Source organism: Streptomyces sp. CNX435, from assembly GCF_059570575.1.
In genome coordinates this window covers 13,376-35,434 of record NZ_JCANTA010000001.1, presented here as the reverse complement: position 1 = coordinate 35,434, position 22,059 = coordinate 13,376, and the positions used below count along the sequence as shown (strand labels likewise).

19 protein-coding genes are annotated in these 22,059 nt (G+C 74.8%); 5 read left to right on the top strand and 14 right to left on the bottom strand.

Annotated elements, in window-relative coordinates; genetic code table 11:
• Positions 1-65: 65 nt before the first annotated feature.
• Positions 66-911 (bottom strand): glutamate ABC transporter substrate-binding protein, encoded by an 846-nt coding sequence (locus tag T328_RS00130; RefSeq protein WP_496493697.1) that lies wholly within the window; start codon positions 909-911, stop codon positions 66-68.
• Between the two features lie 36 nt (positions 912-947).
• Positions 948-1,727, bottom strand: a complete 780-nt coding sequence (locus T328_RS00125) for an amino acid ABC transporter ATP-binding protein (RefSeq protein ID WP_496493696.1) — start codon at positions 1,725-1,727, stop codon at positions 948-950.
• 259 nt (positions 1,728-1,986) lie between these two features.
• On the opposite strand from T328_RS00125, the gene T328_RS00120 reads away from it, so the two are divergent.
• Positions 1,987-2,742, top strand: coding sequence for a response regulator transcription factor (locus tag T328_RS00120; RefSeq protein ID WP_496493695.1), 756 nt, complete (start codon positions 1,987-1,989; stop codon positions 2,740-2,742).
• 12 nt (positions 2,743-2,754) lie between these two features.
• The gene (locus T328_RS00115; RefSeq protein WP_496493694.1) at positions 2,755-4,236 is read left to right on the top strand and encodes a HAMP domain-containing sensor histidine kinase; all 1,482 of its coding nucleotides are present in this window, start codon (positions 2,755-2,757) and stop codon (positions 4,234-4,236) included.
• Here T328_RS00115 and T328_RS00110 read toward each other — a convergent pair.
• Positions 4,233-5,438: an AI-2E family transporter gene (locus T328_RS00110; protein WP_496494278.1), complete on the bottom strand. Its 1,206-nt coding sequence runs from the start codon at positions 5,436-5,438 to the stop codon at positions 4,233-4,235. The genes T328_RS00115 and T328_RS00110 overlap by 4 nt on opposite strands.
• Before the next feature lie 162 nt (positions 5,439-5,600).
• A complete protein-coding gene (locus T328_RS00105) occupies positions 5,601-5,795 on the bottom strand; it encodes a DUF3046 domain-containing protein (RefSeq protein ID WP_027752675.1) in 195 nt (64 codons plus the stop codon).
• A 90-nt stretch (positions 5,796-5,885) separates the two neighbouring features.
• Here T328_RS00105 and T328_RS00100 point away from each other — a divergent pair, with 90 nt between their 5' ends.
• On the top strand, positions 5,886-6,791 hold the full coding sequence (locus tag T328_RS00100; RefSeq protein ID WP_496493693.1) for a hypothetical protein: 906 nt from the start codon (positions 5,886-5,888) through the stop codon (positions 6,789-6,791).
• Between the two features lie 119 nt (positions 6,792-6,910).
• Here T328_RS00100 and T328_RS00095 read toward each other — a convergent pair whose 3' ends face one another.
• From T328_RS00095 to T328_RS00085, 3 genes are all read right to left on the bottom strand, one after another.
• Positions 6,911-7,219 (bottom strand): AzlD domain-containing protein, encoded by a 309-nt coding sequence (locus T328_RS00095; RefSeq protein WP_496493692.1) that lies wholly within the window; start codon positions 7,217-7,219, stop codon positions 6,911-6,913.
• The gene (locus tag T328_RS00090; RefSeq protein WP_496493691.1) at positions 7,216-8,013 is read right to left on the bottom strand and encodes an AzlC family ABC transporter permease; all 798 of its coding nucleotides are present in this window, start codon (positions 8,011-8,013) and stop codon (positions 7,216-7,218) included. Before T328_RS00090 ends, T328_RS00095 begins: the two co-directional genes overlap by 4 nt.
• A 117-nt stretch (positions 8,014-8,130) precedes the next feature.
• A complete protein-coding gene (locus tag T328_RS00085; protein WP_496493690.1) occupies positions 8,131-8,982 on the bottom strand; it encodes an AraC family transcriptional regulator in 852 nt (283 codons plus the stop codon).
• A 47-nt stretch (positions 8,983-9,029) separates the two neighbouring features.
• Between T328_RS00085 and T328_RS00080 the strand changes: the two genes are divergently transcribed.
• Complete coding sequence (locus T328_RS00080) at positions 9,030-13,889, top strand: ATP-dependent helicase (protein WP_496493689.1); 4,860 nt, start codon at positions 9,030-9,032, stop codon at positions 13,887-13,889.
• 536 nt (positions 13,890-14,425) lie between these two features.
• On the opposite strand, the gene T328_RS00075 is transcribed toward T328_RS00080, so the two are convergent.
• Positions 14,426-15,079: a response regulator transcription factor gene (locus T328_RS00075; RefSeq protein ID WP_496493688.1), complete on the bottom strand. Its 654-nt coding sequence runs from the start codon at positions 15,077-15,079 to the stop codon at positions 14,426-14,428.
• A 50-nt stretch (positions 15,080-15,129) separates the two neighbouring features.
• Positions 15,130-16,755: a sensor histidine kinase gene (locus T328_RS00070; RefSeq protein ID WP_496493687.1), complete on the bottom strand. Its 1,626-nt coding sequence runs from the start codon at positions 16,753-16,755 to the stop codon at positions 15,130-15,132.
• Between the two features lie 149 nt (positions 16,756-16,904).
• Between T328_RS00070 and T328_RS00065 the strand changes: the two genes are divergently transcribed.
• Positions 16,905-17,693: an Fpg/Nei family DNA glycosylase gene (locus T328_RS00065; protein ID WP_496493686.1), complete on the top strand. Its 789-nt coding sequence runs from the start codon at positions 16,905-16,907 to the stop codon at positions 17,691-17,693.
• A 102-nt stretch (positions 17,694-17,795) separates the two neighbouring features.
• Here T328_RS00065 and T328_RS00060 read toward each other — a convergent pair whose 3' ends face one another.
• The 5 genes from T328_RS00060 to T328_RS00040 all read right to left on the bottom strand — a co-directional run bounded on the left by T328_RS00060 (position 17,796) and on the right by T328_RS00040 (position 21,972).
• Positions 17,796-18,167, bottom strand: a complete 372-nt coding sequence (locus T328_RS00060; RefSeq protein ID WP_496493685.1) for a helix-turn-helix domain-containing protein — start codon at positions 18,165-18,167, stop codon at positions 17,796-17,798.
• Between the two features lie 90 nt (positions 18,168-18,257).
• Positions 18,258-18,824 carry a CinA family protein gene (locus T328_RS00055; RefSeq protein WP_496493684.1) on the bottom strand — a complete coding sequence of 189 codons (567 nt, stop codon included), beginning with the start codon at positions 18,822-18,824 and terminating at the stop codon, positions 18,258-18,260.
• Positions 18,821-19,423, bottom strand: coding sequence for a CDP-diacylglycerol--glycerol-3-phosphate 3-phosphatidyltransferase (gene pgsA / locus T328_RS00050; RefSeq protein WP_496493683.1), 603 nt, complete (start codon positions 19,421-19,423; stop codon positions 18,821-18,823). The genes T328_RS00055 and pgsA overlap by 4 nt, the downstream gene beginning before the upstream one ends.
• Positions 19,420-21,015, bottom strand: coding sequence for a 30S ribosomal protein S12 methylthiotransferase RimO (gene rimO / locus T328_RS00045; RefSeq protein WP_496493682.1), 1,596 nt, complete (start codon positions 21,013-21,015; stop codon positions 19,420-19,422). Before rimO ends, pgsA begins: the two co-directional genes overlap by 4 nt.
• A 144-nt stretch (positions 21,016-21,159) precedes the next feature.
• Positions 21,160-21,972 carry a helix-turn-helix domain-containing protein gene (locus T328_RS00040; RefSeq protein WP_496493681.1) on the bottom strand — a complete coding sequence of 271 codons (813 nt, stop codon included), beginning with the start codon at positions 21,970-21,972 and terminating at the stop codon, positions 21,160-21,162.
• Between the last annotated feature and the right edge of the window lie 87 nt (positions 21,973-22,059).

Here is a 22,059-nt window from a genome sequence, read left to right as displayed (position 1 = left end):
GGGCGGCGCACCACCGCTTTCGACTGTGCGGTCGCACCGCCGCCGGGAGGCGGCGGTGCGAGGGGTCACTGCTTGATGTCGCCGATCTTCGGCGCGGGATCGAAGTCGTAGTCCGCGGGGCCGAGGTTGGCCTTCATGAACTTGTCCCAGGAGCCGTCGGAGACCATCTTCTCCAGGGCGGCGTCGATGTCGTTCTTCATCTTCTCGTCGCCCTTCTGGACGCCGACGCCGTAGTTCTCGTTGCTCAGGTTCAGCCCGGCGAGCTTGAACTTGCCCTTGTTGGCTTCCTGGGCGGCGTAGCCGGCGAGGATGGAGTCGTCGGTGGTCAGGGCGTCGATCTGGCCGTTGGCGACCGCGTCGAGGCACTCGGAGTAGCCGGGGCGCTCGGCGAGCTGGGCCTTGGGCGCGATGGTGTCCTTGACGTTCTGCGCCGAGGTGGAGCCGGTGACCGAGCAGAGGGTCTTGCCGTTGAGGTCCTCGCCCTTGGTGATGTCGTCGTCGGCACGGATCAGCAGGTCCTGGTGGGCCAGCAGGTACGGGCCCGCGAAGTCGACCTTCGCCTCCCGCTCCTCGGTGATGGAGTAGGTGGCGGCGATCATGTCGACGTCGCCGCGCTCCAGCATCGTCTCGCGGTCGGCGCTGATCGCCTCCTTCCACTCGATCTGGTCCTCGGAGTAGCCGAGTTCCTTGGCCACGTACGTGGCGACGTCCACGTCGAAGCCCGAGTACGAGCCGTCGGGCTCCTTCAGGCCGAGACCGGGCTGGTCGAACTTGATGCCGATGGTGATCGAGTCCTTGCCGCCGCCGTCACCGCTGTCGCCGCCTTCGTCGTCGTCGGAGCCGCACGCGGCCGCGGTGACGGTGAGGGCGAGGGCACAGGCAGCGGCCGCGCTGACCTTGCGGAGATTCATGGTGAGCATCCTTCTGTCTGGTGTGTTGCCGGCAGCTCAGTGGTGCAGGATCTTCGACAGGAAGTCCTTCGCCCGGTCGCTGCGAGGGTTGGTGAAGAACTGGTCGGGCGTCGTCTCCTCCACGATCTGACCGTCGGACATGAAGACCACCCGGTTCGCGGCGGAACGGGCGAAGCCCATCTCGTGTGTGACGACGACCATAGTCATACCGTCCCGGGCGAGCTGCTGCATAACCTCCAGCACCTCGTTGATCATCTCGGGGTCGAGTGCCGAGGTCGGCTCGTCGAAGAGCATCACCTTGGGCTCCATCGCCAGCGCGCGGGCGATCGCCACGCGCTGCTGCTGCCCGCCGGACAGCTGTGCGGGGTACTTGTCCGCCTGGTTGCCGACGCCCACCCGGTCGAGCAGGGCCCGGGCGGAGGTCTCCGCGGCCGACTTGTCCTTCCTGCGGACCTTGATCTGCCCCAGGGTCACGTTCTGCAGCACCGTCTTGTGGGCGAAGAGGTTGAAGGACTGGAAGACCATGCCCACGTCGGCGCGGAGCTTGGCCAGCTCACGGCCCTCGGCGGGCAGCGGCTTGCCGTCCAGGGTGATACGCCCGGAGTCGATGGGCTCCAGCCGGTTGATGGCGCGGCACAGCGTGGACTTCCCGGACCCGGAGGGTCCGATGACGACGACGACCTCGCCGCGCGTGATCGTGAGGTCGATGTCCTGGAGCACGTGCAGCGCACCGAAATGCTTGTTGACGTTGTCCAGCACGACCAGCGGTTCGCCCGTCGCCGGAACGGCGTCCTTGGCCGTCGAAACCTCGGTCATCCGCGTCTTGCTCCGTCCTCTTCGGTTGCCTGGACCTTAGTGAGCAGCCTCGACCAGCGTCATCACATCTGAGGGGAAATTGAGCATAACGATCCGGCTGCAATTGGACACAATGGGTGGAATCGGGGCGCCGCTCACCGTGCCGGTCACATAACAGAAACCGCGCGGTGACCTGGCCGGACTTGACGGGGCAGGGCCGTATCCGCGTGTATTCCTGTGCGGGCTGAGACGATACGCGAGAGAGGGAACGGGAGGGTCGATGAGGCTGCTGCTCGTCGAGGACGACGACCACGTGGCCACCGCGCTCTCCGCGGTGCTGGCCCGGCACGGTTTCGAGGTGGGCCAGGCGCACAGCGGGCAGGAGGCGCTGCAGGAGCTGCTGCACAGCGAGCTGGCCCCGTTCGATGTCGTGCTGCTGGACCTGGGGCTGCCCGACCAGGACGGCTTCGAGGTGTGCGGACGGATCCGGAAGCTCACCGGCACGCCCGTGATCATGGTGACCGCGCGCGCCGACGTCCGGTCCCGCATCCATGGCCTCAACCTGGGCGCCGACGACTACGTCGTCAAGCCGTACGACACGGGCGAGCTGCTCGCCCGGGTGCACGCTGTCGCCCGGCGCACCGCCGCGGCCGACCCCGAGCCGGCCGCCGGCGCGGCGGGCGGCACGGGCGCGGCCGGGCCCGGCGGGGCCGTCGAGCGGGCCGACGAGCCCGCGGCGCCGCTGGTCGTGGGCCCCGTGACGCTGGAGCCGAACTCGCGCCGGGTCAGCGTCGGCGGCGCGGAGGTGCAGCTGACCCGCAAGGAGTTCGACCTGCTCGCGCTGCTCGCGGCCCGCCCGGGGGTGGTGTTCCGCCGGGAGCAGATCATCAGCGAGGTGTGGCGCAGCAGCTGGGAGGGGACGGGCCGGACCCTGGAGGTCCACATCGCCTCCCTGCGCGCCAAGCTGGGCCTGCCCGCGCTGATCGAGACGGTACGCGGGGTCGGCTATCGCCTCGTCCCCCCGCCGGCCGGCTGAGGCCGGATCCGTATGCGCACCCGGCTGCTCCCGCTGCTCATCGTGCTCATGGCGGGCATGCTGCTCGCGCTCGGCTTCCCGCTCGCCGACCGGATCGCCGGGCAGGAGCAGCAGCGCGTGATAGTGGACCGTATCGACGACACCGCCCGCTTCGCCTCGCTGGCGCAGTACGTCGCCTCCCGTAGCGAGGCCCGGGCGCCGGTCGAGGACGAGCGGCTGCGCGCGCTGCAGGAGGAGCTGCGCCGCTACCACGACCTCTACGGCATCCGCGCCGGCGTCTACTACCGCGACCGCACCGCCATGGCCGCCGCCCCCGCCGGCTGGCGGGCCATGGCCGCCCGGCAGAGCGAGCCGGCCTTCTCCGAGGCCCTGGCCGGCCGCCGCAGCCACGACCCCCCGCAGGTCTGGCCCTGGCAGAACGGCCGGCTGACCGTCGCGTCCCCCGTCGTACGGGACGGGGACGTGGTCGCCGTCGTGGTCACCGACTCGCCCACCGGGGCCATGCGCTCGCGCACCCTCACCGGCTGGCTGTGGCTCGGCGCCGGCATCACCGCCGCGATGACGGTCGCGGTGGCGGCGGCGTACCGGCTGACGGGCTGGGTGCTCAAGCCCGTACGCGTGCTGGACAAGGCCACCCACGACATCGCCACCGGCCGGCTCAAGTCCCGCGTCGCCGCCGCCGGCGGACCGCCGGAACTGCGCCGGCTCGCCGGGTCGTTCAACGAGATGGCCGACAACGTCGAGGACGTGCTGGAGAAGCAGCGCACCTTCGTCGCCGACGCCTCCCACCAGCTGCGCAACCCGCTGTCCGCGCTGCTGCTGCGCATCGAGCTGCTGCGGCTGGAGGCGCCGCGGGCCGCGGCGGAGATCGACTCGGTGCAGGCGGAGGGGACCCGGCTGGCCCGGGTGCTGGACGACCTGCTGGACCTGGCGCAGGCCGAGCACTCCCCCGCCGACCTGCGGCCGACCGACGTGGCGCGGCTGGCGGCGGAACGGGTCGCCAGCTGGCGTCCGCTGGCCGAGTCGCAGGACGTACGGCTGTTCCTCTCCGGCGCCCCGGCCGTGACCGGCTGGGCGGACCCGGTGGCGCTGTCCAGCGCGCTGGACGCGGTCGTCGACAACGCCGTGAAGTTCTCGCCGGAGGGCGGCGAGGTGGAGGTGCGGGTGGCCGCTGCCGCGGACGCGGACGGTGACACGGCGACGGTCGTGGTCGCCGACGGCGGGCCGGGGCTCACGGACGAGGAGCTGGGCCGCATCGGCGACCGCTTCTGGCGCAGCGGACGGCATCAGAACGTCTCCGGCTCGGGGCTGGGGCTGTCCATCGCCCGGGCGCTGCTGGCGGCGGGCGGGGGACGCATCTCTTATGAACGCAACGAGCCGAGGGGTCTCCGGGTGACGATCGCGGTGCCGCGGAGCGCGCCGGTGGAGGACGGGCCGGCGGGGGACGGGTCGGCGGGGGACGGGTCGGCGGGGGACGGGCCGGCGGGCGGCTAGGGCTCGCGGGGATCCTCGCCGGGGCGCTCACCGGAGTCGTCGGGCGAGTCTTCGCGGGGCGGGTCGCCGGGGTCCGCGGCGCCGGTACGGGGGTGGCGCCGCAGCGCGGCGCGCATCCGGGCCAGCCTGGCCGGGCCGCGGCGGCGCCGTCCGGTCCGGTCGCCGTGGGCGCGGGCGTCGACCTCGTAGCGGCGTACGTACGCGGAGAGGAACGCCTGCAGCGTCGCCGTCGCCGGGATCGCGATCAGCGCGCCCACCGCGCCCAGCAACGCCGCGCCGGCGACGACCGAGCCGAACGCCACGGCGGGGTGGATGTCCACGGTCTTCGCGGTGATCCGCGGCTGCAGCAGGTAGTTCTCGAACTGCTGGTACAGGATCACGAAGCCGAGCAGCCACACCGCCGTCCACGGCCCGACGGTGAACGCCAGCAGGATCGGCAGCGCGCCGGCGATGTACGTACCCACGGTCGGCACGAACTGCGAGACGATGCCCACCCACACCGCGAGCGCGGGCGCGTACGGCACGTCCAGCAGCTCCATCACGATGTAGTGCGCGACGCCCGAGGCGATGGCCATCAGGCCGCGGGAGTAGAGGTAGCCGCCGGTCTTGGCGACCGCGATCTCCCAGGCGCGCAGCACCTCCGCCTGCCGGGCCGGCGGCAGCACGGAGCAGATCGCGCGGCGCAGCCGCGGGCCCTCGGCGGTGAAGTAGAAGGCGAAGAGCGCCACGGTCAGCACGGTGAACAGACCGCCGAGGACGGTGGTGGAGATGCCCCAGACGTTGTCGGCGCTGCGCTGCAGGTAGTCGCGTACGGCGTCGGACTTCAGGAAGTCCTGCTGGAGGTCGTCCACGCGCAGTTCGGTGCCGAACCGCTCGTTGATCCATTCGACGAGGGACTCGACGTAGTCGGGGAAGTTCTCGATGATCAGCCGGATCTGGTCGGCGACCAGCGAGCCGAGGGCGGCGACGAACGCCGCGGCGGCCAGCACGATGCCGAGGAACACCAGCGCGGTGGCGGCGCCGCGGCGCATGCCGCGGGCGGCGAGGCGGTCGACGGCGGGCTCGCAGGCCAGCCCGATGAAGAAGGCGACCACGATGTTGAGCAGCAGCCCGTACAGCTCGTGGAAGGCCCACTCCGCGACCTTGAAGCAGGCGACCAGGGCCAGCACGAGCACGATCGCGCGGGGCAGCCAGGAAGGCATGCGCTCACGGCGGGCCGCGGGCGGGGCGCCGTCGCCGGGAGGCGTGCCCGGCGCGGCGGGGGCCGCGGGTGCGGTAGGGGTCTTTCGTGCGCGGGCGGTGTCGTCGGAAGCAGCAGATGCAGCCATGGACGAACAGTGTGGCCGACCGCCACCGCCGCGCGGTCAGCGCATCTCCGCCGGGATGTCCATCGCCGCGCACACCCCGCGCCAGACGTCGCGCGCGTCCCACCCGGCGTCCAGCGCCTCGCGGACCGTACGGCCGCCCAGCTCGGACATCACGTGGTCGCGGGCGAAGGAATCGACGTAGGGCTCGCCGAAGTAGTCGCGCATCCGCTGCCAGAAGACCGTCAACCGCATGCGTCCATTATCCCGCCCGTACGTGCACCTGAGAGTGCTCCCCGCCCGTTGGCCTCCCGGCCGGTGGCGCCGTGCTCGTAACGTCGCCTCATGGCTGACTCCCCGCAGGCCCGCGCCGCAGAGTTCATCTGGCAGACCGCCCGCGTGCTGGAGCAGCGCCGGTTCGCCCACCACTTCACGCCCGGCGGCGCCGACGCCGACGGGGTGGACAAGGCGCTGGAGGCGTACCGTAACGCCGACGGCGGCTACGGGCACGCCCTGGACCCCGATCTGCGCGGCCCGGTCAGCCAGCCGCTGCACACCGTGCACGCGCTGCGCGTCCTCGACTCCCTCGGCCGCTGCACCAGCCGCCGCGCCGAGGACGTCTGCCGCTACCTGACCGCCGCCTCCAACCCCGACGGCGCCCTGCCCGCCGTGCACCCCTCGCTGCGCGGCTACCCGGCCGCGCCCTGGCTGCCGGTGCCGGCGGACCCGCCGAGCGCGCTGCTGACCACCGCGCCGGTCGTGGGGCTGCTGCACCGAAACGACGTCTGGCACGCCTGGCTCTTCCGCGCCACCGACTTCTGCTGGCACGCCGTCGAGACGCTGCGCGGGAGCAGCCCGTACGAGGCGGAGGCCGCGCTCGCCTTCCTCGACCACGTGCCCGACCGGCGGCGGGCGGAGGCCGCCGCGGACCGGCTGGGGCGGCTGGTGCGCGCCGAGCGGCTGGTGCTGCTGGAGCCGGGCCGGGCGGGCGCGCAGCCGGCGGCGGAGGGCCGCGTGCCGGGCGAGCACCACCACCCGCACGACTTCGCGCGGCGGCCGGGGTCGCTGGCGCGGCGCTGGTTCAGCGACGCGGAGATGGCGCGGTCGCTGGACTTCCTGGCGGCGAACCAGCGGGCGGACGGGGGGTGGCCGGTGGCGTGGCGGCGCTGGTCGCCGGGGGCGGAGCTGGAGGCGAGGCCGTTGGCGACGCTGGAGGCGCTGCTGACGCTGCGGGCGTACGGACGGATTTGAGGGCGCTCGGGAGGAGTGGAGGGCGTACGGGACGGGCCCGGGGCGTGCGCCGCGAGGGCTTCAGGCCGGGGCGTGTGCGGGCACCGGCCCTTGTCGGCCCGCGCACGCCCCGGGGTCGGTCAGCCGGACACGGCCCGTACGGCGGCGGTGACGACCACCGCGGCGGCCACGACGACCAGGAACGGCGCCCGCAGCAGCAGCGCGCCCCCCGCCGCCGCGAGCCCCGCGGCCCGGGCGTCGAGGACCGGCGTGGTGCCGTCCGCGAAGGTCTGCTGCGCGGTGAGCGCGGCCAGCAGGGCGACCGGCAGCAGCGCGGCCAGGCGCCGCACGAGGGGGCGTTCCAGGGCGCCCGAGGGCACGGAGAGGCCGAGCAGCTTGACCGCGTAGCAGCCGGCGAAGGTCAGCCCGATCGCGAGCCAGGTGTTCACGCGCCGCCCTCCGTCTTCCGCGCATCCGACTGCCGCCGGTCCGCCCCGGCCGCCGTGGCACCCCGCGCACGCCCGCGCATGCGGCGCCCGTGCAGCGCCAGCACCAGGGGCGCCGCCAGCGCGGCGACCAGCACCGGCGTCCCGGCGGGCAGCGTCGGCAGCGTGCCGAGGACGAGCACCACGGCGACGACCGCGGTGGCCCGCTCCACGGTCCCGGTCAGCATCGGCCCCACCAGCGCCAGGAACACCGCCGGCCCGGCGGCGTCCAGACCCCACGCGGCGGTGTCGCCGATGGCCTCGGCGCCGAGCACGCCGATGAGGGTGGTGGCGTTCCAGCAGACGTACAGGGTCAGCCCGGTGACGGCGAAGCCGATGCGCTGGGCGCGGCGGGTGGGCTGGGCGATGGTGACGACCGCGGTCTCGTCGATCACCCACTGGGCGGCGAGCGGGCGCAGTGCCCGCGGCAGCCGGAGCATGGGGGCGAGGCGCAGCCCGTAGAACGCGTTCCGTACGCCGAGGAAGAACGCCCCGGCCGCGGCGGCGAACGGGCCGCCGCCCGCGGCCACCGCGCCGGCGAGGGCGAACTGCGAGGCGCCGGTGAAGATCAGCAGGCTCATGGCGCACGCCTGCGCGGCGCTGAGCCCGGCGCCGGCCGCGGTGACGCCGAACGCGAACCCGGAGAGCCCGACGGCGACCCCGACCCCGAGCCCGTCGCGCAGGGCTGCACGATCCTCGGGGGCAGGACCCTCGGGCGCACGATCGGCGGTGGGCGGAGGTTGCGCTTCTGTGGCCATGCGCCGGACGTTATGCGGCCGGGGTCCGACCGGTCTTGTACGTTCTTGCACGTCCCGGAAACGGCCCGGAAACGCCCCGGAATGCGGCCCGGAAAGCGGCCCGGAACGCCCGGCCGCTCAGCCGGCCCGCTCCCGCTGATACGCGCCCGGGGGGACGCCCACGATGCGGGTGAAATGCCGGTTCAGATGCGGCTGGTCGGTGAACCCCACGGCCACCGCCGCCTCCGCCGGCCGCAGCCCCTCGTCCAGCAGCCGGCGCGCGCGGCGCACCCGGGCATCGGTCAGCCAGCGGTGCGGCGGCGTGCCGTACGCCTCCTTGAACGCCCGCAGCAGCGCGAACGGCGACGTGCCCAGCTCCGCCGCCAGCGCCCCCAGCGTCGGCGGCGCCGCCATCCGCTCGTACAGCAGGGCCCGCGCCCGCGCGGCGGTCCGCGCGCCCGCGGACGCCGCCACGCGCCCCGGGAGCCGCGCGCCGTGCCGGCGCAGCAGGCGGGCCAGCACGACGCGCAGCACGCTGTCGGCGGCCAGCGGGTTGTCCTCCTCCGCGGCGCGGTGCACCTCGGCGATGAGCCGCGAGCCGCCGGGGTCGTCGACCATCGTCTCGCCGAAGCCCGCGGTACCGCGGATCGCGGTGGCCTCCGCCGCCACCTCGGCGACCAGGGCGGCGGACGGGTAGAGCGTCGCGTACGACCAGCCCTCCGCGGCGCCGGCGCGGGCGGTGTGCGGCACCTCGGGATTGATCATGACGACGGTGCCGGGGCCGGCGAGGAGCACGCCGTCCGGCATGCCGACGGCCTCCACGCCGGCGGTGACGGCGCCGAAGACGTAGCCGTCGTGGGAGTGGGCGGGGAAGCTGTGCCCGACGTAGCGGGCGCGCAGCAGGTCGAGGCCGGGCAGGCTGGTGTAGCGCCAGTGCCGGGCCCACTCGCCGTCGGCGCCGCCCGACGCCCGCGCCGTACGCGACCCCATGGGGACGAGTGTGCTGGGTGTCAGTGGTCGGGTGCACGATGGTTCACATGGCGAGATCGGTGCTGGAGACGTTCGACCCGGCGACCCGGGCCTGGTTCGAGGGCGCGTTCGCCGCGCCCACGGGGGCCCAGGAGGGCGCCTGGCGGGCGCTGGGCGAGGGCTCGGACGTGCTGGTCGTGGCGCCGACGGGCTCGGGCAAGACGCTGGCGGCGTTCCTCTCCGCGCTCGACGGGCTGACGGCGACCCCGCCGCCCGCGGAGGCGCGCAAGCGCTGCCGCGTGCTGTACGTGTCGCCGCTGAAGGCGCTCGCCGTGGACGTCGAACGGAATCTGCGCAGCCCGCTCACCGGAATCCGGCAGGAGGCCGCCCGCCTCGGCCGGCCGGAGCCGGAGGTACGGGTGGCGATCCGCTCCGGGGACACGTCCGCGGCCGAACGCCGCTCGATCGCCAACCGTCCGCCGGACATCCTCATCACCACGCCAGAGTCGCTGTTCCTGATGCTGACCTCCGCCTCCCGGGACGCGCTGTCCGGGGTGGAGACCGTGATCCTGGACGAGGTGCACGCCGTGGCGGGGACGAAGCGCGGGGCCCATCTCGCGCTCTCCCTGGAGCGGCTGGACGAGCTGCTGCCGCGGCCCGCTCGCCGCATCGGCCTGTCGGCGACGGTCCGGCCGGTGGCGGAAGTGGCCCGGTTCCTGTCGCCGGGACGGCGGGTGGAGGTCGTACAGCCGCCGTCGGAGAAGCGGTTCGACCTCTCCGTCGTCGTGCCCGTGGAGGACATGGGGGAGCTGGGCGGCTCGCCCGTGCAGGACGAGGGGGCGGGTGCCGACCGGCCGTCCATCTGGCCGCATGTGGAGGAGCGCATCGTCGACCTGGTGGCGGAGCACCGCTCGACGATCGTCTTCGCCAACTCGCGCCGGCTCGCGGAGCGGTTGTGCAACAGGCTGAACGAGATCGCGTACGAGCGTGCGGTCGGCGAGCCTCTTACGGAGGACGCGCCGCCGCCCGCCGAGATCATGGCCCAGTCGGGCGCGGCGCAGGGTGCGCCGCCGGTGATCGCCCGCGCGCACCACGGCTCGGTCTCCAAGGAGCAGCGGGCGCAGGTGGAGGAGGACCTGAAGGCGGGGCGGCTGCCGGCCGTGGTCGCCACGTCCAGCCTGGAACTGGGCATCGACATGGGCGCGGTGGACCTGGTGGTGCAGGTCGAGTCGCCGCCGTCGGTGGCGTCCGGGCTGCAGCGCGTGGGCCGCGCGGGGCACCAGGTGGGCGCGGTGTCGCGCGGCGTGGTCTTCCCCAAGTACCGCGGCGACCTGGTGCAGTCGGCGGTGGTCACGGAGCGGATGCGCGAGGGCGCCATCGAGGCGCTGCGGATCCCGGCCAACCCGCTGGACGTGCTGGCGCAGCAGATCGTCGCGATGACGTCCATGGACGTGTGGGACGTGGAGGAGCTGCTGGCGCTGGTGCGGCGGGCGGCGCCGTTCGCGGCGCTGCCGGAGTCGGCGTTCACGGCCGTGCTCGACATGCTCGCCGGGCGCTATCCCTCCGACGCCTTCGCCGAGTTGCGCCCGCGCGTGGTGTGGGACCGGGTGGCGCAGACGGTCAAGGGCCGCCCGGGCGCGCAGCGGCTCGCGGTCACCTCCGGCGGCACGATTCCCGACCGCGGTCTGTTCGGCGTCTTCCTCGCCGGCGCTGACCCGAAGAAGGGCGGCGGCCGGGTCGGCGAGCTGGACGAGGAGATGGTCTACGAGTCGCGGATCGGCGACGTCTTCACGCTGGGCACGACGTCGTGGCGCATCGAGGACATCACCCGGGACCGGGTGCTGGTCTCCCCCGCCCCGGGGGTGCCGGGCAGGCTGCCGTTCTGGAAGGGCGACCAGCTGGGCCGGCCGCTGGAGCTGGGGCGGGCGCTGGGCGCGTTCCTGCGCGAGCTGAGCGGCATGGACCGTACGGCGGCGCAGGAGCGGCTGCGGGCGGCCGGGCTGGACGCCTGGGCCGCGGGGAACGTGCTCGCGTACCTGGAGGAGCAGCGCGCCGCCTGCGGGCACGTACCGGACGACCGGACGATCGTCGTGGAGCGCTTCCGGGACGAGCTGGGCGACTGGCGGGTGGTGGTGCACTCGCCGTTCGGCGCGCAGGTGCACGCCCCGTGGGCGCTGGCGCTCGGCGCCCGGCTCACCGAGCGGTACGGGATGGACGCCCAGGTGATGCACGCCGACGACGGCATCGTGCTGCGGCTGCCCGACACCGACCTGATGGGGCTCGACCTGCTGGACGTCGACCCGGCGCCGGCCGCCCGCGGCGGGGCTTCGGACGCGGCCGGTGACGACGGGCGGTCACCGGTCGGCGCCGCCGACGTCCTCTTCGACAAGGGCGAGGTCGACCAGGTGGTCACGGACCAGGTGGGCGGCTCCGCGCTCTTCGCCTCCCGGTTCCGCGAGTGCGCGGCCCGGGCGCTGCTGCTGCCCCGCCGCGACCCGCGCAAGCGCACGCCGCTGTGGCAGCAGCGGCAGCGCGCCGCGCAACTGCTCCAGGTGGCCAGCGAGTTCGGCTCGTTCCCCATCGTGCTGGAGGCGGTGCGCGAGTGCCTGCAGGACGTCTTCGACGTCCCGGGGCTCACGGAGCTGATGGGCGACGTCGAGAACCGCCGGGTGCGGCTGGTGGAGGTGACGACGCAGGAGCCGTCGCCGTTCGCCCGCTCGCTGCTCTTCGGCTACGTGGCGCAGTTCCTCTACGAGGGCGACTCGCCGCTGGCCGAGCGCCGGGCCGCGGCGCTGTCGCTGGACTCCCGGCTGCTCGCCGAGCTGCTGGGGCAGGCGGAGCTGCGCGAGCTGCTGGACGCCGAGGTGCTGGCGGAGCTGGAGCGCGAGCTGCAGTGGCGTACGGACGACCGGCGGATCAAGGACGTCGAGGGCGTCGCGGACGCGCTGCGGGTGCTCGGGCCGCTGACGGACGAGGAGTTGGCGGAGCGGGGCGCGGAGCCGGCGTGGGTACGGGAACTGGAGGGCGCCCGCCGCGCGATCCAGGTGCGGCTGGCGGGGGCGGCGCACTGGGCGGCCGTCGAGGACGCCGGCCGGCTGCGGGACGCCCTGGGCACGGCGCTGCCGGTGGGCGTGCCGGAGGCGTTCACGGAGCCGGTGGGCGACCCGCTGGGCGACCTGCTGGCGCGCTTCGCCCGTACGCACGGGCCGTTCACCTCCGGGCAGGCCGCGGCGCGCTTCGGCCTGGGTGCGGCGGTCACCGACGGCGCGCTCCAGCGCCTCGCGGCGGCGGGGCGGACGGTGCAGGGCGAGTTCCATCCGGCGGGCATCGGTCAGGAGTGGTGCGACGCGGCGGTGCTGCGGCGGCTGCGGCGCCGGTCGCTGGCGGCGCTGCGCGAGGAGCTGGAGCCCGTCGCCCCAGCCGCCCTCGCGGCGTTCCTCCCGCAATGGCAGCACCTCGGCACGCACAGCCTGCGCGGCATCGACGGCCTCGTCCGGGCGGTGGAGCAGCTGCAGGGCGCGCCGGTGCCGGCGTCGGCGCTGGAGAAGCTGGTGCTGCCGTCGCGGGTCGGGGGGTACGTACCGACGATGCTCGACGAGCTGACGAACTCGGGCGAGGTGATCTGGGCCGGCGCCGGCGCGCTGCCCGGCAAGGACGGCTGGATCTCCCTGTATCCCGCGGACTCCGCGCCGCTGCTGCTGCACGAGCCGCATCCACTGGAGGTCACGCCGCTGCACCAGGCCGTGCTGACCGCGCTGACCGGCGGATTCGGGCTGTTCTTCCGGCAGATCGCCGAGCAGGTGCGCGCCACGCACCCGGACGCCACCGACGCGCAGCTCGCCGACACCCTCTGGGACCTGGCCTGGTCCGGCCGGCTGACGAACGACACCCTCGGCCCGCTGCGCGCCCTCCTCGGCTCGGGCCGCACCGCGGGCGCCACCGCGCACCGCGCGAAGCGGCCGACGCCGCGCGGGCGTTACGGCAGCCTCGCGGTCGCCGGCGCCGCGCGCACCGCGTCGCGGAACGGCCCGCCGACGGTCTCGGGCCGCTGGTCGCTGCTGCCCGAGCGCGAACCGGACGCCACGCACCGCGCCCACGCCCTGGCCCGTACGCTGCTGGACCGGCACGGCGTGGTGACGCGCGGCGCAGTGTCGGCGGAGGGCGTGGAGGGCGGCTTCTCGGCGGCGTACCGGGTGCTGTCGGCGTTCGAGGAGACGGGCCAGGCCCGCCGCGGTTACGTCGTGGAGGGGCTGGGCGCGGCGCAGTTCGCGATGGACGGCGCGGTGGACCGGCTGCGGGCGGTGGCCACGAGCCGGGAGCGCACGGCCTCCGGCGCGGGCGGCGGCACGGAGCCGGGCGGCCTCGCGAGCACCGGCGCCGACGGCTCCGACGACTGGGCCGGCGGCGAGTTCGCGGACGACGAGGCGGTGGCGGGCCCGTACGGCGGTAGCACCCTGGGCGCTCGCGCGGGCCGGCGGCCGAGGGGCGGCGCGGGTAAGCCGGGGGCCTCGCGGGCGTACGGCGCCGGGGGCCCCGGCCGAGGCGGGACCGGGCAGCGGGCGCTCGTCCTGGCCGCCGCCGACCCGGCAAACGCGTACGGCGCGGCCCTGCCGTGGCCGGAACCCCCGCCGGGCACCACCCACAAGCCCGGCCGCAAGGCCGGCGCGCTGGTGGTCCTGGTCGACGGCGACCTCGCCCTTTACGTGGAGCGCGGCGGCCGCACGCTCCTGGCCTGGCCCCCTGCGGACGACCCTCGTCTCGCCACGGCCGCCGAGGCGCTGGCGGCGGCGGCCCGCGGCGGCGCCCTGGGCCGTACGGCGACGGTGGAACGCATCAACGCCACACCGGCCCTGGACTCCCCCCTGGGCACGCTCCTGGAGCAGTCCGGCTTCCTGGCCACCCCCCGCGGCCTGCGCATCCGCGCCTGACGGCGCAAGCGGGAGCGCTGCCGCCAAGGCCCGGTGCGGCACGGAGACGGCCACCAGCGCCCACCCGCGGGCGGCGCCGCAGGCGCGCGCCACGCAACCGCGGCACATCTACGCCCGGCGACCGCCCCGCACCCGGCCGCGCGTGCCGGAGGCGCTCCGCACCACGGCCACGCCCGGCACCCACCGGCCGAACCGGCCCACCCGCCCCCGCCCGGCACAGCCCCCGCCACCCTGCAGCCCCGGCCGCCCCCGCAGCCGGGCATCTCCCGCCCTCGTTCCGCCCGGGCGCTTGCCGTGCCCACCCGCCGACCGACCCGGACCCGCCGCGCCCGCCGCAGGCGCTCCGCACCACGGCCACGCCCGACACCCACCGGCCGAACCGGCCCACCCGCCCCCGCCCGGCACAGCCCCCGCCACCCTGCAGCCCCGGCCGCCCCCGCAGCCGGGCATCTCCCGCCCTCGTTCCGCCCGAGCGCTTGCCGTGCCCACCCGCCGACCGACCCGGACCCGCCGCCCCCGCCGCAGGCGCTCCGCGCCTACTCCGCCTGCCCGTTCAGATACGCCAGCACCGCCCGCACCCTCCGGTTGTCGTCGTCCGACGGAGCCAGGTCCAGCTTCGCGAAGATGTTCGTCGTGTACTTGCTGACCGCACCCTCCGAGAGGAACAGCTGACGCGCGATCGCCGCGTTGGAGCGGCCCTCCGCCATGCCCGCCAGCACCTCCCGCTCCCGCGGCGTGAGCCGCCCCAGCGGCTCGTCCCGCGCGTTGCTGGCCAGCAGCTTCGCGATGACCTCCGGGTCCATCGCCGTGCCGCCCTCGGCCACCCGCCGCACCGAGTCGACGAACTGCCGCGCCGCGAACACCCGGTCCTTCAGCAGGTACCCCACGGCCCCGCGCCCGTCCGCCAGCAACTCCCGTGCGTACAGCTGCTCCACGTGCTGCGAGAGGATCAGCACCGGCAGATCCGGCCGCTCCCGCCGGGCCGCCAGCGCCGCCTGCAGACCCTCGTCCGTGAACGTCGGCGGCAGCCGGATGTCGACCACCGCCACGTCCGGGCGTTCGGCACGCAGCGCCGCCAGCAGTTCCTCGCCGGACTCGACCGCCGCGCAGATCTCCATGCCGTGCGCCTGCAGCAGCCGCGTAAGGCCGTCCCGCAGCAGGTACTGGTCCTCCGCCAGGACGACTCGCACAGCCCCGCTCCTCTCCGCCCCGCCCACCGGGCCGGCCGAACGTTCCCCCGTCAAGACCCCTGCCTCACGCCGCCCTTCCGCCACCGCCGCAGCAGCGGCGGCAACCCGGTCAGGCCCAGCGCCACCATCGCCAGCGCCGTCGGCCAGCGCAGCGGCTCCGGCATGTACAGCGCGAGGAACCACGACCGGTTGTCCGTGCCGAAGACCAGCAGCAGCCCCGCGACCAGCCCCTGCGGGAACAGCGCGACGGAACACAGTACCGGTGCCAGCGCCGTCAGCCACAGCTCCCGCCGCCCCGCCGCCGGCCCCCGCGTACCCCCCGGCCCGGCGGCGGCGCCGGCACCGGCCGCCGGCTCCGTGTCGCAGCACTCCTCCCCCAGCGGGCACGGGATCTCCACCGCCACCGTCGTCGGCCCGCCCGCGGGGCTGCTCACCGCCAGCACCCCGTCGAAGGGCTTGATACGCCGCTCCACGCCCCGCAGCCCGCCCCCCGCTGTCGGCACCGCGCCGCCGCGCCCGTCGTCGGTGACCGTCGCGCGCAGCACCCCGTCGCGGTGCCACAGGTCGATGTCCACCCGGTCCGCCCCGGCGTGCTTCCCCGTGTTGGCGAGGATCTCCGCCACCGCGAAGTACGCCGCGGACTGCACCGGGTCCGGCAGTTGCCCGCGCAGGTCGACCTCGACCTGTACGTCCAGCGCGCAGTCCAGCGCCAGCGCCCGTACGGCGTCGCCGAGGCCCCGCTCGGCCAGCACCGGCGGGTGAATGCCGCGTACCAGCCCGCGCAGCTCCCGCAGCACCGCGGACGACGAGTCCTGCGCCTGCCGCAGCAGCACCTTCGCCGCCGCCGGGTCGGTGTCGACCAGTTCCTCCGCCGCCGAGACCGTCATGCCGAGGGCGACGAGCCGCGCCTGCGGGCCGTCGTGCAGATCGCGCTCGATGCGGCGCACCTCCGCCGCCTGCCAGTCGGTGGCCGCGGTGCGCTTCTGGTCCAGCTCGGCGACCTGCAGCGTCAGCTCCGCCGCCCGCGTCGGCGCCAGCAGGGACCGCGTCCAGCGCCCGTGCAGCGCCAGCGCCCGCGGCCCGGCCCACAGCCCGAGCCCGAACAGCGCCGCCCCCACGGGTACCAGCGCCAGGGCCGTGTCCTGCGAGGCGACCTCGACGCCCGCGTAGTCGGCGAGCGTGTCCCCGGGGTACGACGGGTCCCACAGCAGCGGCAGCGCCATGCCGAACAGCCCGTAGCCGACGGCGATCAGCGGCAGCGCGGCCATCGCCAGCCCGACGACCGGGTCGGCGACCAGCCACAGCGTGTCCCGCCAGGTCGCGCGGTCGGACAGCAGCCGGTTGACGCGCTCGAAGAACTTCGGCACGGCGGGGCCGCGGTAGCTGATGCCCAGGTGCCGGTAGCGGCCGTCGGGGCCGGGCCGGGGGTGCGGCGGCGCGGGCAGGTACGGCTCGGGGATCGGCCGCCCGGTCCAGCGGCCGGTCAGCGCGCGGGCGGCGCCCGCGGCGCGACGGGCCACCGCCACCCCCCAGGGGAGGAAGAGCGCCAGCCCGAGCCCGAAGGTGAGCACCAGCGAGCCGAGCATCACCGCCTGCGCCACGACCTCCACCGCCGCCAGCGCCACCAGCACGACGGCGCGCCCCTGCGCGGTCACGTACGGCTGCAGCCTGCTCATGGTGCCTCCCCGTCCCGTCCTCATGATGCCGCCCATCGTGTCCCGCGTGGCAGCCCCGCCACCGCCCCCGCAGCCCCCGGACCGGGGTGGGTCCAGCCCCACCCCCGTACGCGCACCTCGTACGCCCCACGCCCTGGCACGATGGGTGCGTGCCCGAAGGAGACACCGTCTGGCGCACCGCGCGCCTGCTGCACGAGGCGCTGGCGGACCGCCGGCTGACCCGCTGCGACCTGCGCGTGCCCAGGCTGGCCACGGCCGACCTCACCGGCCGCGAGGTCACCGGGGTCGTCCCCCGCGGCAAGCACCTGCTGACCCGCGTCGAGGGCGGCCTCACGCTGCACTCGCACCTGCGGATGGAGGGCGCCTGGATGCTGTACGCGCCCGGGGAGTCCTGGCGCGGCGGCCCCGGGCACCAGATCCGCGCGGTCCTCGGCAACGCCGACGGCACGGCCGTCGGCTACCGGCTGCCCGTGCTGGAGTTGCTGCGCACCGCCGCGGAGGACCGGGTCGTCGGACACCTCGGCCCCGACCTGCTCGGCCCCGACTGGGACCCGGCGGAGGCCGAGCGCCGGCTGCTCGCCGACCCCGCCCGCCCGCTGGGCGAGGCGCTGCTGGACCAGCGCAACCTCGCCGGGATCGGCAACGTCTACAAGTCGGAGCTGTGCTTCCTCGCCGGCGTCAGCCCGTACGCCCCGGTGTCCGCGCTCCCCGAGCCCGACCGGCTCGTCGCCGCCGCCAGGCGACTGCTGGAGGCGAACCGCGACCGCGTGGCCCGTACGACGACGCCGAGCCGGCGCCCCGACCGGCGGCTGTGGGTCTACGGGCGCGGTGGCCGGCCGTGTCTGCGCTGCGGCACGGCGGTGCGGCGGCGGGCGCAGGGGGACACGGCGGACGAGAGGGTGACGTACTGGTGCCCGCGCTGCCAGCCGGGCGGGTGAGCGCCGGGGAAGTCCGCCCACGGGATCGGGGGTTGACGCGGCACGCATGCCAAGAGCCCGGTCCGCAGCGGGCGGTACCGGGCTCTCGCAGGCTCTCTTCGCTCAGGCCGCGACGGGGTCGGGCTCCTTCGGGGCCCTGATGGTGGTCCGTTCGCCATCCGGCATCCCTGTAACCGAAGTCACAGTGAACGACCGCACGGGGGCCGGGATCGACTCGGTGGCCGCGGCGGACTGGGCCAGCTCCGCGAGGGCGAGCTCGCCGCTCACCTCGCGCATCAGCTCGGACATCCGGACGTCCAGGGCCTCGCAGATCGAGCTGAGCAGCTCGGAGGACGCCTCCTTCTGGCCTCGCTCGACCTCTGACAGATAGCCGAGGGAAACACGCGCTGACGAGGAAACCTCGCGCAGCGTCCGGCCCTGGCGCTGTCGCTGCCGGCGCAGCACGTCACCCAGCAGGCGACGGAGCAGAATCATGCGTGGCTCCCTCCTAGGACCTCGGATCCGGATCCTCTCTGCTCCACCGTACCGCCTCGGACCGTGACAGTGCGGCGACGGAAGTCATCTTCACCGTTCGCCAAGCGAGGAATGCGGGGCCTCCTGATCAGGATTTTCCGGGTTTTTCCGCCCGTCTTGCCCCTTCGGCGCCGCGTCCAGGTGGCGCCGGAGGAGCGCCAGCGCCTCCCCCACGGCGGCCGTGCGGATCTCCGTGCGAGACCCCGCCAGGTTCAGCGACCGCGTCTCGCTGCGCCCCTCGGGGCCGGCCACGGCGACGAAGACCGTACCCGGCTGCTGCCCGTCCTGCGGGTCCGGCCCGGCGACGCCGGTGGTCGCCACCGCCCAGTCCGCGCCGAGCCGCCAGCGCACCCCGGAGGCCATCTGCCGGGCGACCTCGCCGTCGACGGCGCCGCGCTCGGCGAGCAGCGAGCTGTCGACGCCGAGCACGTCCCGCTTGAGGTCGGTCGCGTACGTGGTGACGGCGCCCCGGAACGACCGGGAGGCGCCGGGCACGGCGGTGATCTCGGCGGCGACGAGACCGCCGGTGAGGGATTCGGCGACGGCGAGGGTGACGCCGCGCTCCTCACACAGGGCGAGGAGGTCGGCCGCGGTCCCGTGGGTGTTCTGTGTGGTCACTGGACTCTCTGCTCCCGTTCGGCGGCCAGCCCCCTGCGGCGGAGCACGATCGCCTGCTTGACGTAGTCCAGGCCGGTCGCCACGGTCAGGACCACGGCCGCGGCCATGATCCAGAAGCGCAGCGTGGCGAGCGGTCCGGTGAGGGTGAGGATGTACATGCCCACGGCCACGCCCTGGGCCAGGGTCTTCAGCTTCCCGCCCCGGCTGGCCGGGATGACGCCGTGCCTGATCACCCAGAACCGCATGAGGGTGATGCCGATCTCCCGCACCAGGATCACGATCGTCACCCACCAGGGCAGGTCGTCCAGCGCCGACAGGCAGATCAGCGCGGCGCCCATGATCGCCTTGTCGGCGATGGGGTCGGCGATCTTGCCGAAGTCGGTGACGAGGTCGTAGCGGCGGGCCAGTTCCCCGTCGAAGAGGTCGGTGATCATGGCGACCGTGAAGGCGGCCCACGCGACGGAGCGCCAGGCCGGGTCATGCCCGCCGTGGGCGGCCATGAGCAGCACGAACGCCGGTACGAGCAGGAGCCGCACCATGGTGAGGACATTGGCGATGTTCCACAGACCGGCCTGACCGACGGCCGGGGCGGGGCTCATCTCGCGGCCTCCTCGGCCGGCTCCCGGGGCCGCCGCCGATCGGGCTCGCCTATCGGCTCCGCCACCAGGTCCACGCCCTCGCTCGCCACCACCTTGGCGGTGACCAGCGCCCCGAGCGCCGCCTGGCGCGCGGTCCCGCCGGCGAGCAGCGTCACGCCGTCGGTCTCCGGCGCCTGGTGCGCCGCCCGGCCGACGACCTCCCCGGCGCCGGCGGCGGCGTACGCGTCGGGGGCGGCGTCCTCTACGGCGTCCACCAGGACCCGTACCGTCTCGCCGACCCGCTCCTCGGCCCGCTGCGCGGTCAGCTCCTCCGCCAGCCGGGTCATGTGCGCCAGCCGCTCCGCGACCGCCTCCGGGGCCACCTTCGACTCGTAGCCCGCGGCCTCTGTGCCCTCCTCGTCGGAGTAGCCGAAGATCCCCACGGCGTCCAGCCGTGCCCCCACGAGGAAGCGCTCCAGCTCCTCGACGTCCCGCTCGGTCTCACCGGGGAAGCCGACGATGAAGTTCGACCGCGCGCCCGCCTCCGGCGCCCGCGAGCGGATCTCCGAGAGCAGCTGCAGGAACCGCTCCGTGTCCCCGAAGCGGCGCATCGCGCGCAGCACTTCGGGGGCGGCGTGCTGGAAGGACAGGTCGAAGTACGGCGCGACCTTCTCCGTCGCCGTCAGCACGTCGATCAGCCCGGGGCGCATCTCGGCGGGCTGCAGATAGCTCACCCGGATCCGCTCGATGCCGTCCACCGCGGCCAGTTCGGGCAGGAGCGTCTCCAGCAGCCGCACGTCGCCGAGGTCCTTGCCGTACGAGGTGTTGTTCTCGGAGACGAGCATGATCTCCCGTACGCCCTGCTCCGCCAGCCAGCGCGTCTCGCCGAGGACGTCGGAGGGCCGGCGGGAGACGAAGGAGCCGCGGAAGGAGGGGATGGCGCAGAACGTACATCGGCGGTCGCAGCCGGACGCCAGCTTGACCGAGGCGACCGGCCCCGTGCCCAGCCGCCGGCGCAGCGGCGGTCGCGGCCCGGAGGCCGGGGCGAGCCCGGCGGGCAGGTCGGCGGGCGCGGAAGCCGCGGCGGACGCCGCGGCGGGGTCCGGGGCCGGTTCCGGGGCCGGGGCGGCGGGGTCGCCGTGGCCGGGCAGCGCCGCCGCGCCGCGGGCGGCGGCGTCCTGCCGCTCCGCGGGGCTGATCGGCAGCAGCTTGCGCCGGTCCCGCGGAGTGTGCGCGGCGTGGCCGCCGCCGGCGAGGATCGTCTGCAGCCGCGCGGAGATGTCGGCGTAGTCGTCGAAGCCGAGGACGCCGTCCGCCTCCGGGAGCGCGTCGGCCAGCTCCTTGCCGTACCGCTCGGCCATGCAGCCGACGGCGACGACGGCCTGCGTACGGCCGCTGTCCTTGAGGTCGTTGGCCTCCAGCAGGGCGTCGACGGAGTCCTTCTTGGCGGCTTCGACGAACCCGCAGGTGTTCACGACGGCGACGTCCGCGGCGGCGGCGTCCGCGACGAGGTCCCAGCCGTCCGCCGCCAGGCGGCCGGCGAGCTCCTCCGAGTCCACCTCGTTACGGGCGCAGCCAAGCGTGACGAGGGCGACGGTACGGCGTTCAGACATGGGCTCAGCCTACTTCGTCCCACGCCCGCAAACCGCCGCCGACCAGCCGCATTCCGCACGCCCGTCCGAAGCACGGGCGAGCGAGGGTACGGGCGTACGAGCCTTGCCGCAGGCCGGGCCCGCGGCGCCACCCGGCCGGGCCGGTCAGCCGGCCTCGGGATCGCCCTTCGTGTACGTCAGCCGCTCCACCTCGCCGGGCTGGAAGTCCTCGGCGATCTGCTTGCCGTTGACGAAGAGGTCGACGCCGCCGGCGTTGCCGAGGACGACGTAGATCTTCTCGCTGTCGGTCACGGTGACGGACTGGCCCTGGGCGAGGACGGTCTCCTCCAGCTCGCGCCCGTCGGCGCCCTGCGCGGAGATCCAGCTCTGCCCGTCCGCGGCGACGATCCGCAGGGTCACCTTGTCCGGCGGCGCGCCCGCGACCGCGCTCTCCGAGGGCTGCGGGCGCTGCTTGTCCTCGGCGGCGTCCTTGCTGGAGTCGGGGTCCTTCGGCTTGTCGGAGTTCTGCGACTCCTCGGCCACCGCGGAGCCGTCCTGCCCGTCCTTGTCGCCGCCGCTGAAGACGGTGAAGCCCACGAAGCCGACGACGGCCACGATCGCGGCGACCATGGCGGCGGTCCAGTTGGGCCGGCGCGGCTCGGGTCGGATGCGCTCGGCCTCGAACATCGGCGCGGCGGGCGTCGGCACGGGCCGGCCGCCGTGCTCCGCGTCGTACTGCTCGACGAGGCCCTCGGGCTCCAGACCGACCACGCGCGCGAGGGTTCGCACATGCCCGCGGGCGTAGACATCCCCGCCGCAGCGGGAGAAATCGTCCTGTTCGATGGCATGGATGATCGGGATGCGCACACGCGTGGACAAGCTGACTTGTTCGACGGACAACTTGGCGTCAAGGCGAGCCTGCTGAAGCGCGCGGCCGACGGAAGGACGGTCGCCTGTGGGGGAGTTGCCGAGGGACACGTGGGCGCCTTTCGGGGTGAGCCACCTGCCGGGGGTTCAGTCTAGGGGGGTGGTAAAAGGATCGGCCAACCGGTCGAGCACACTTAA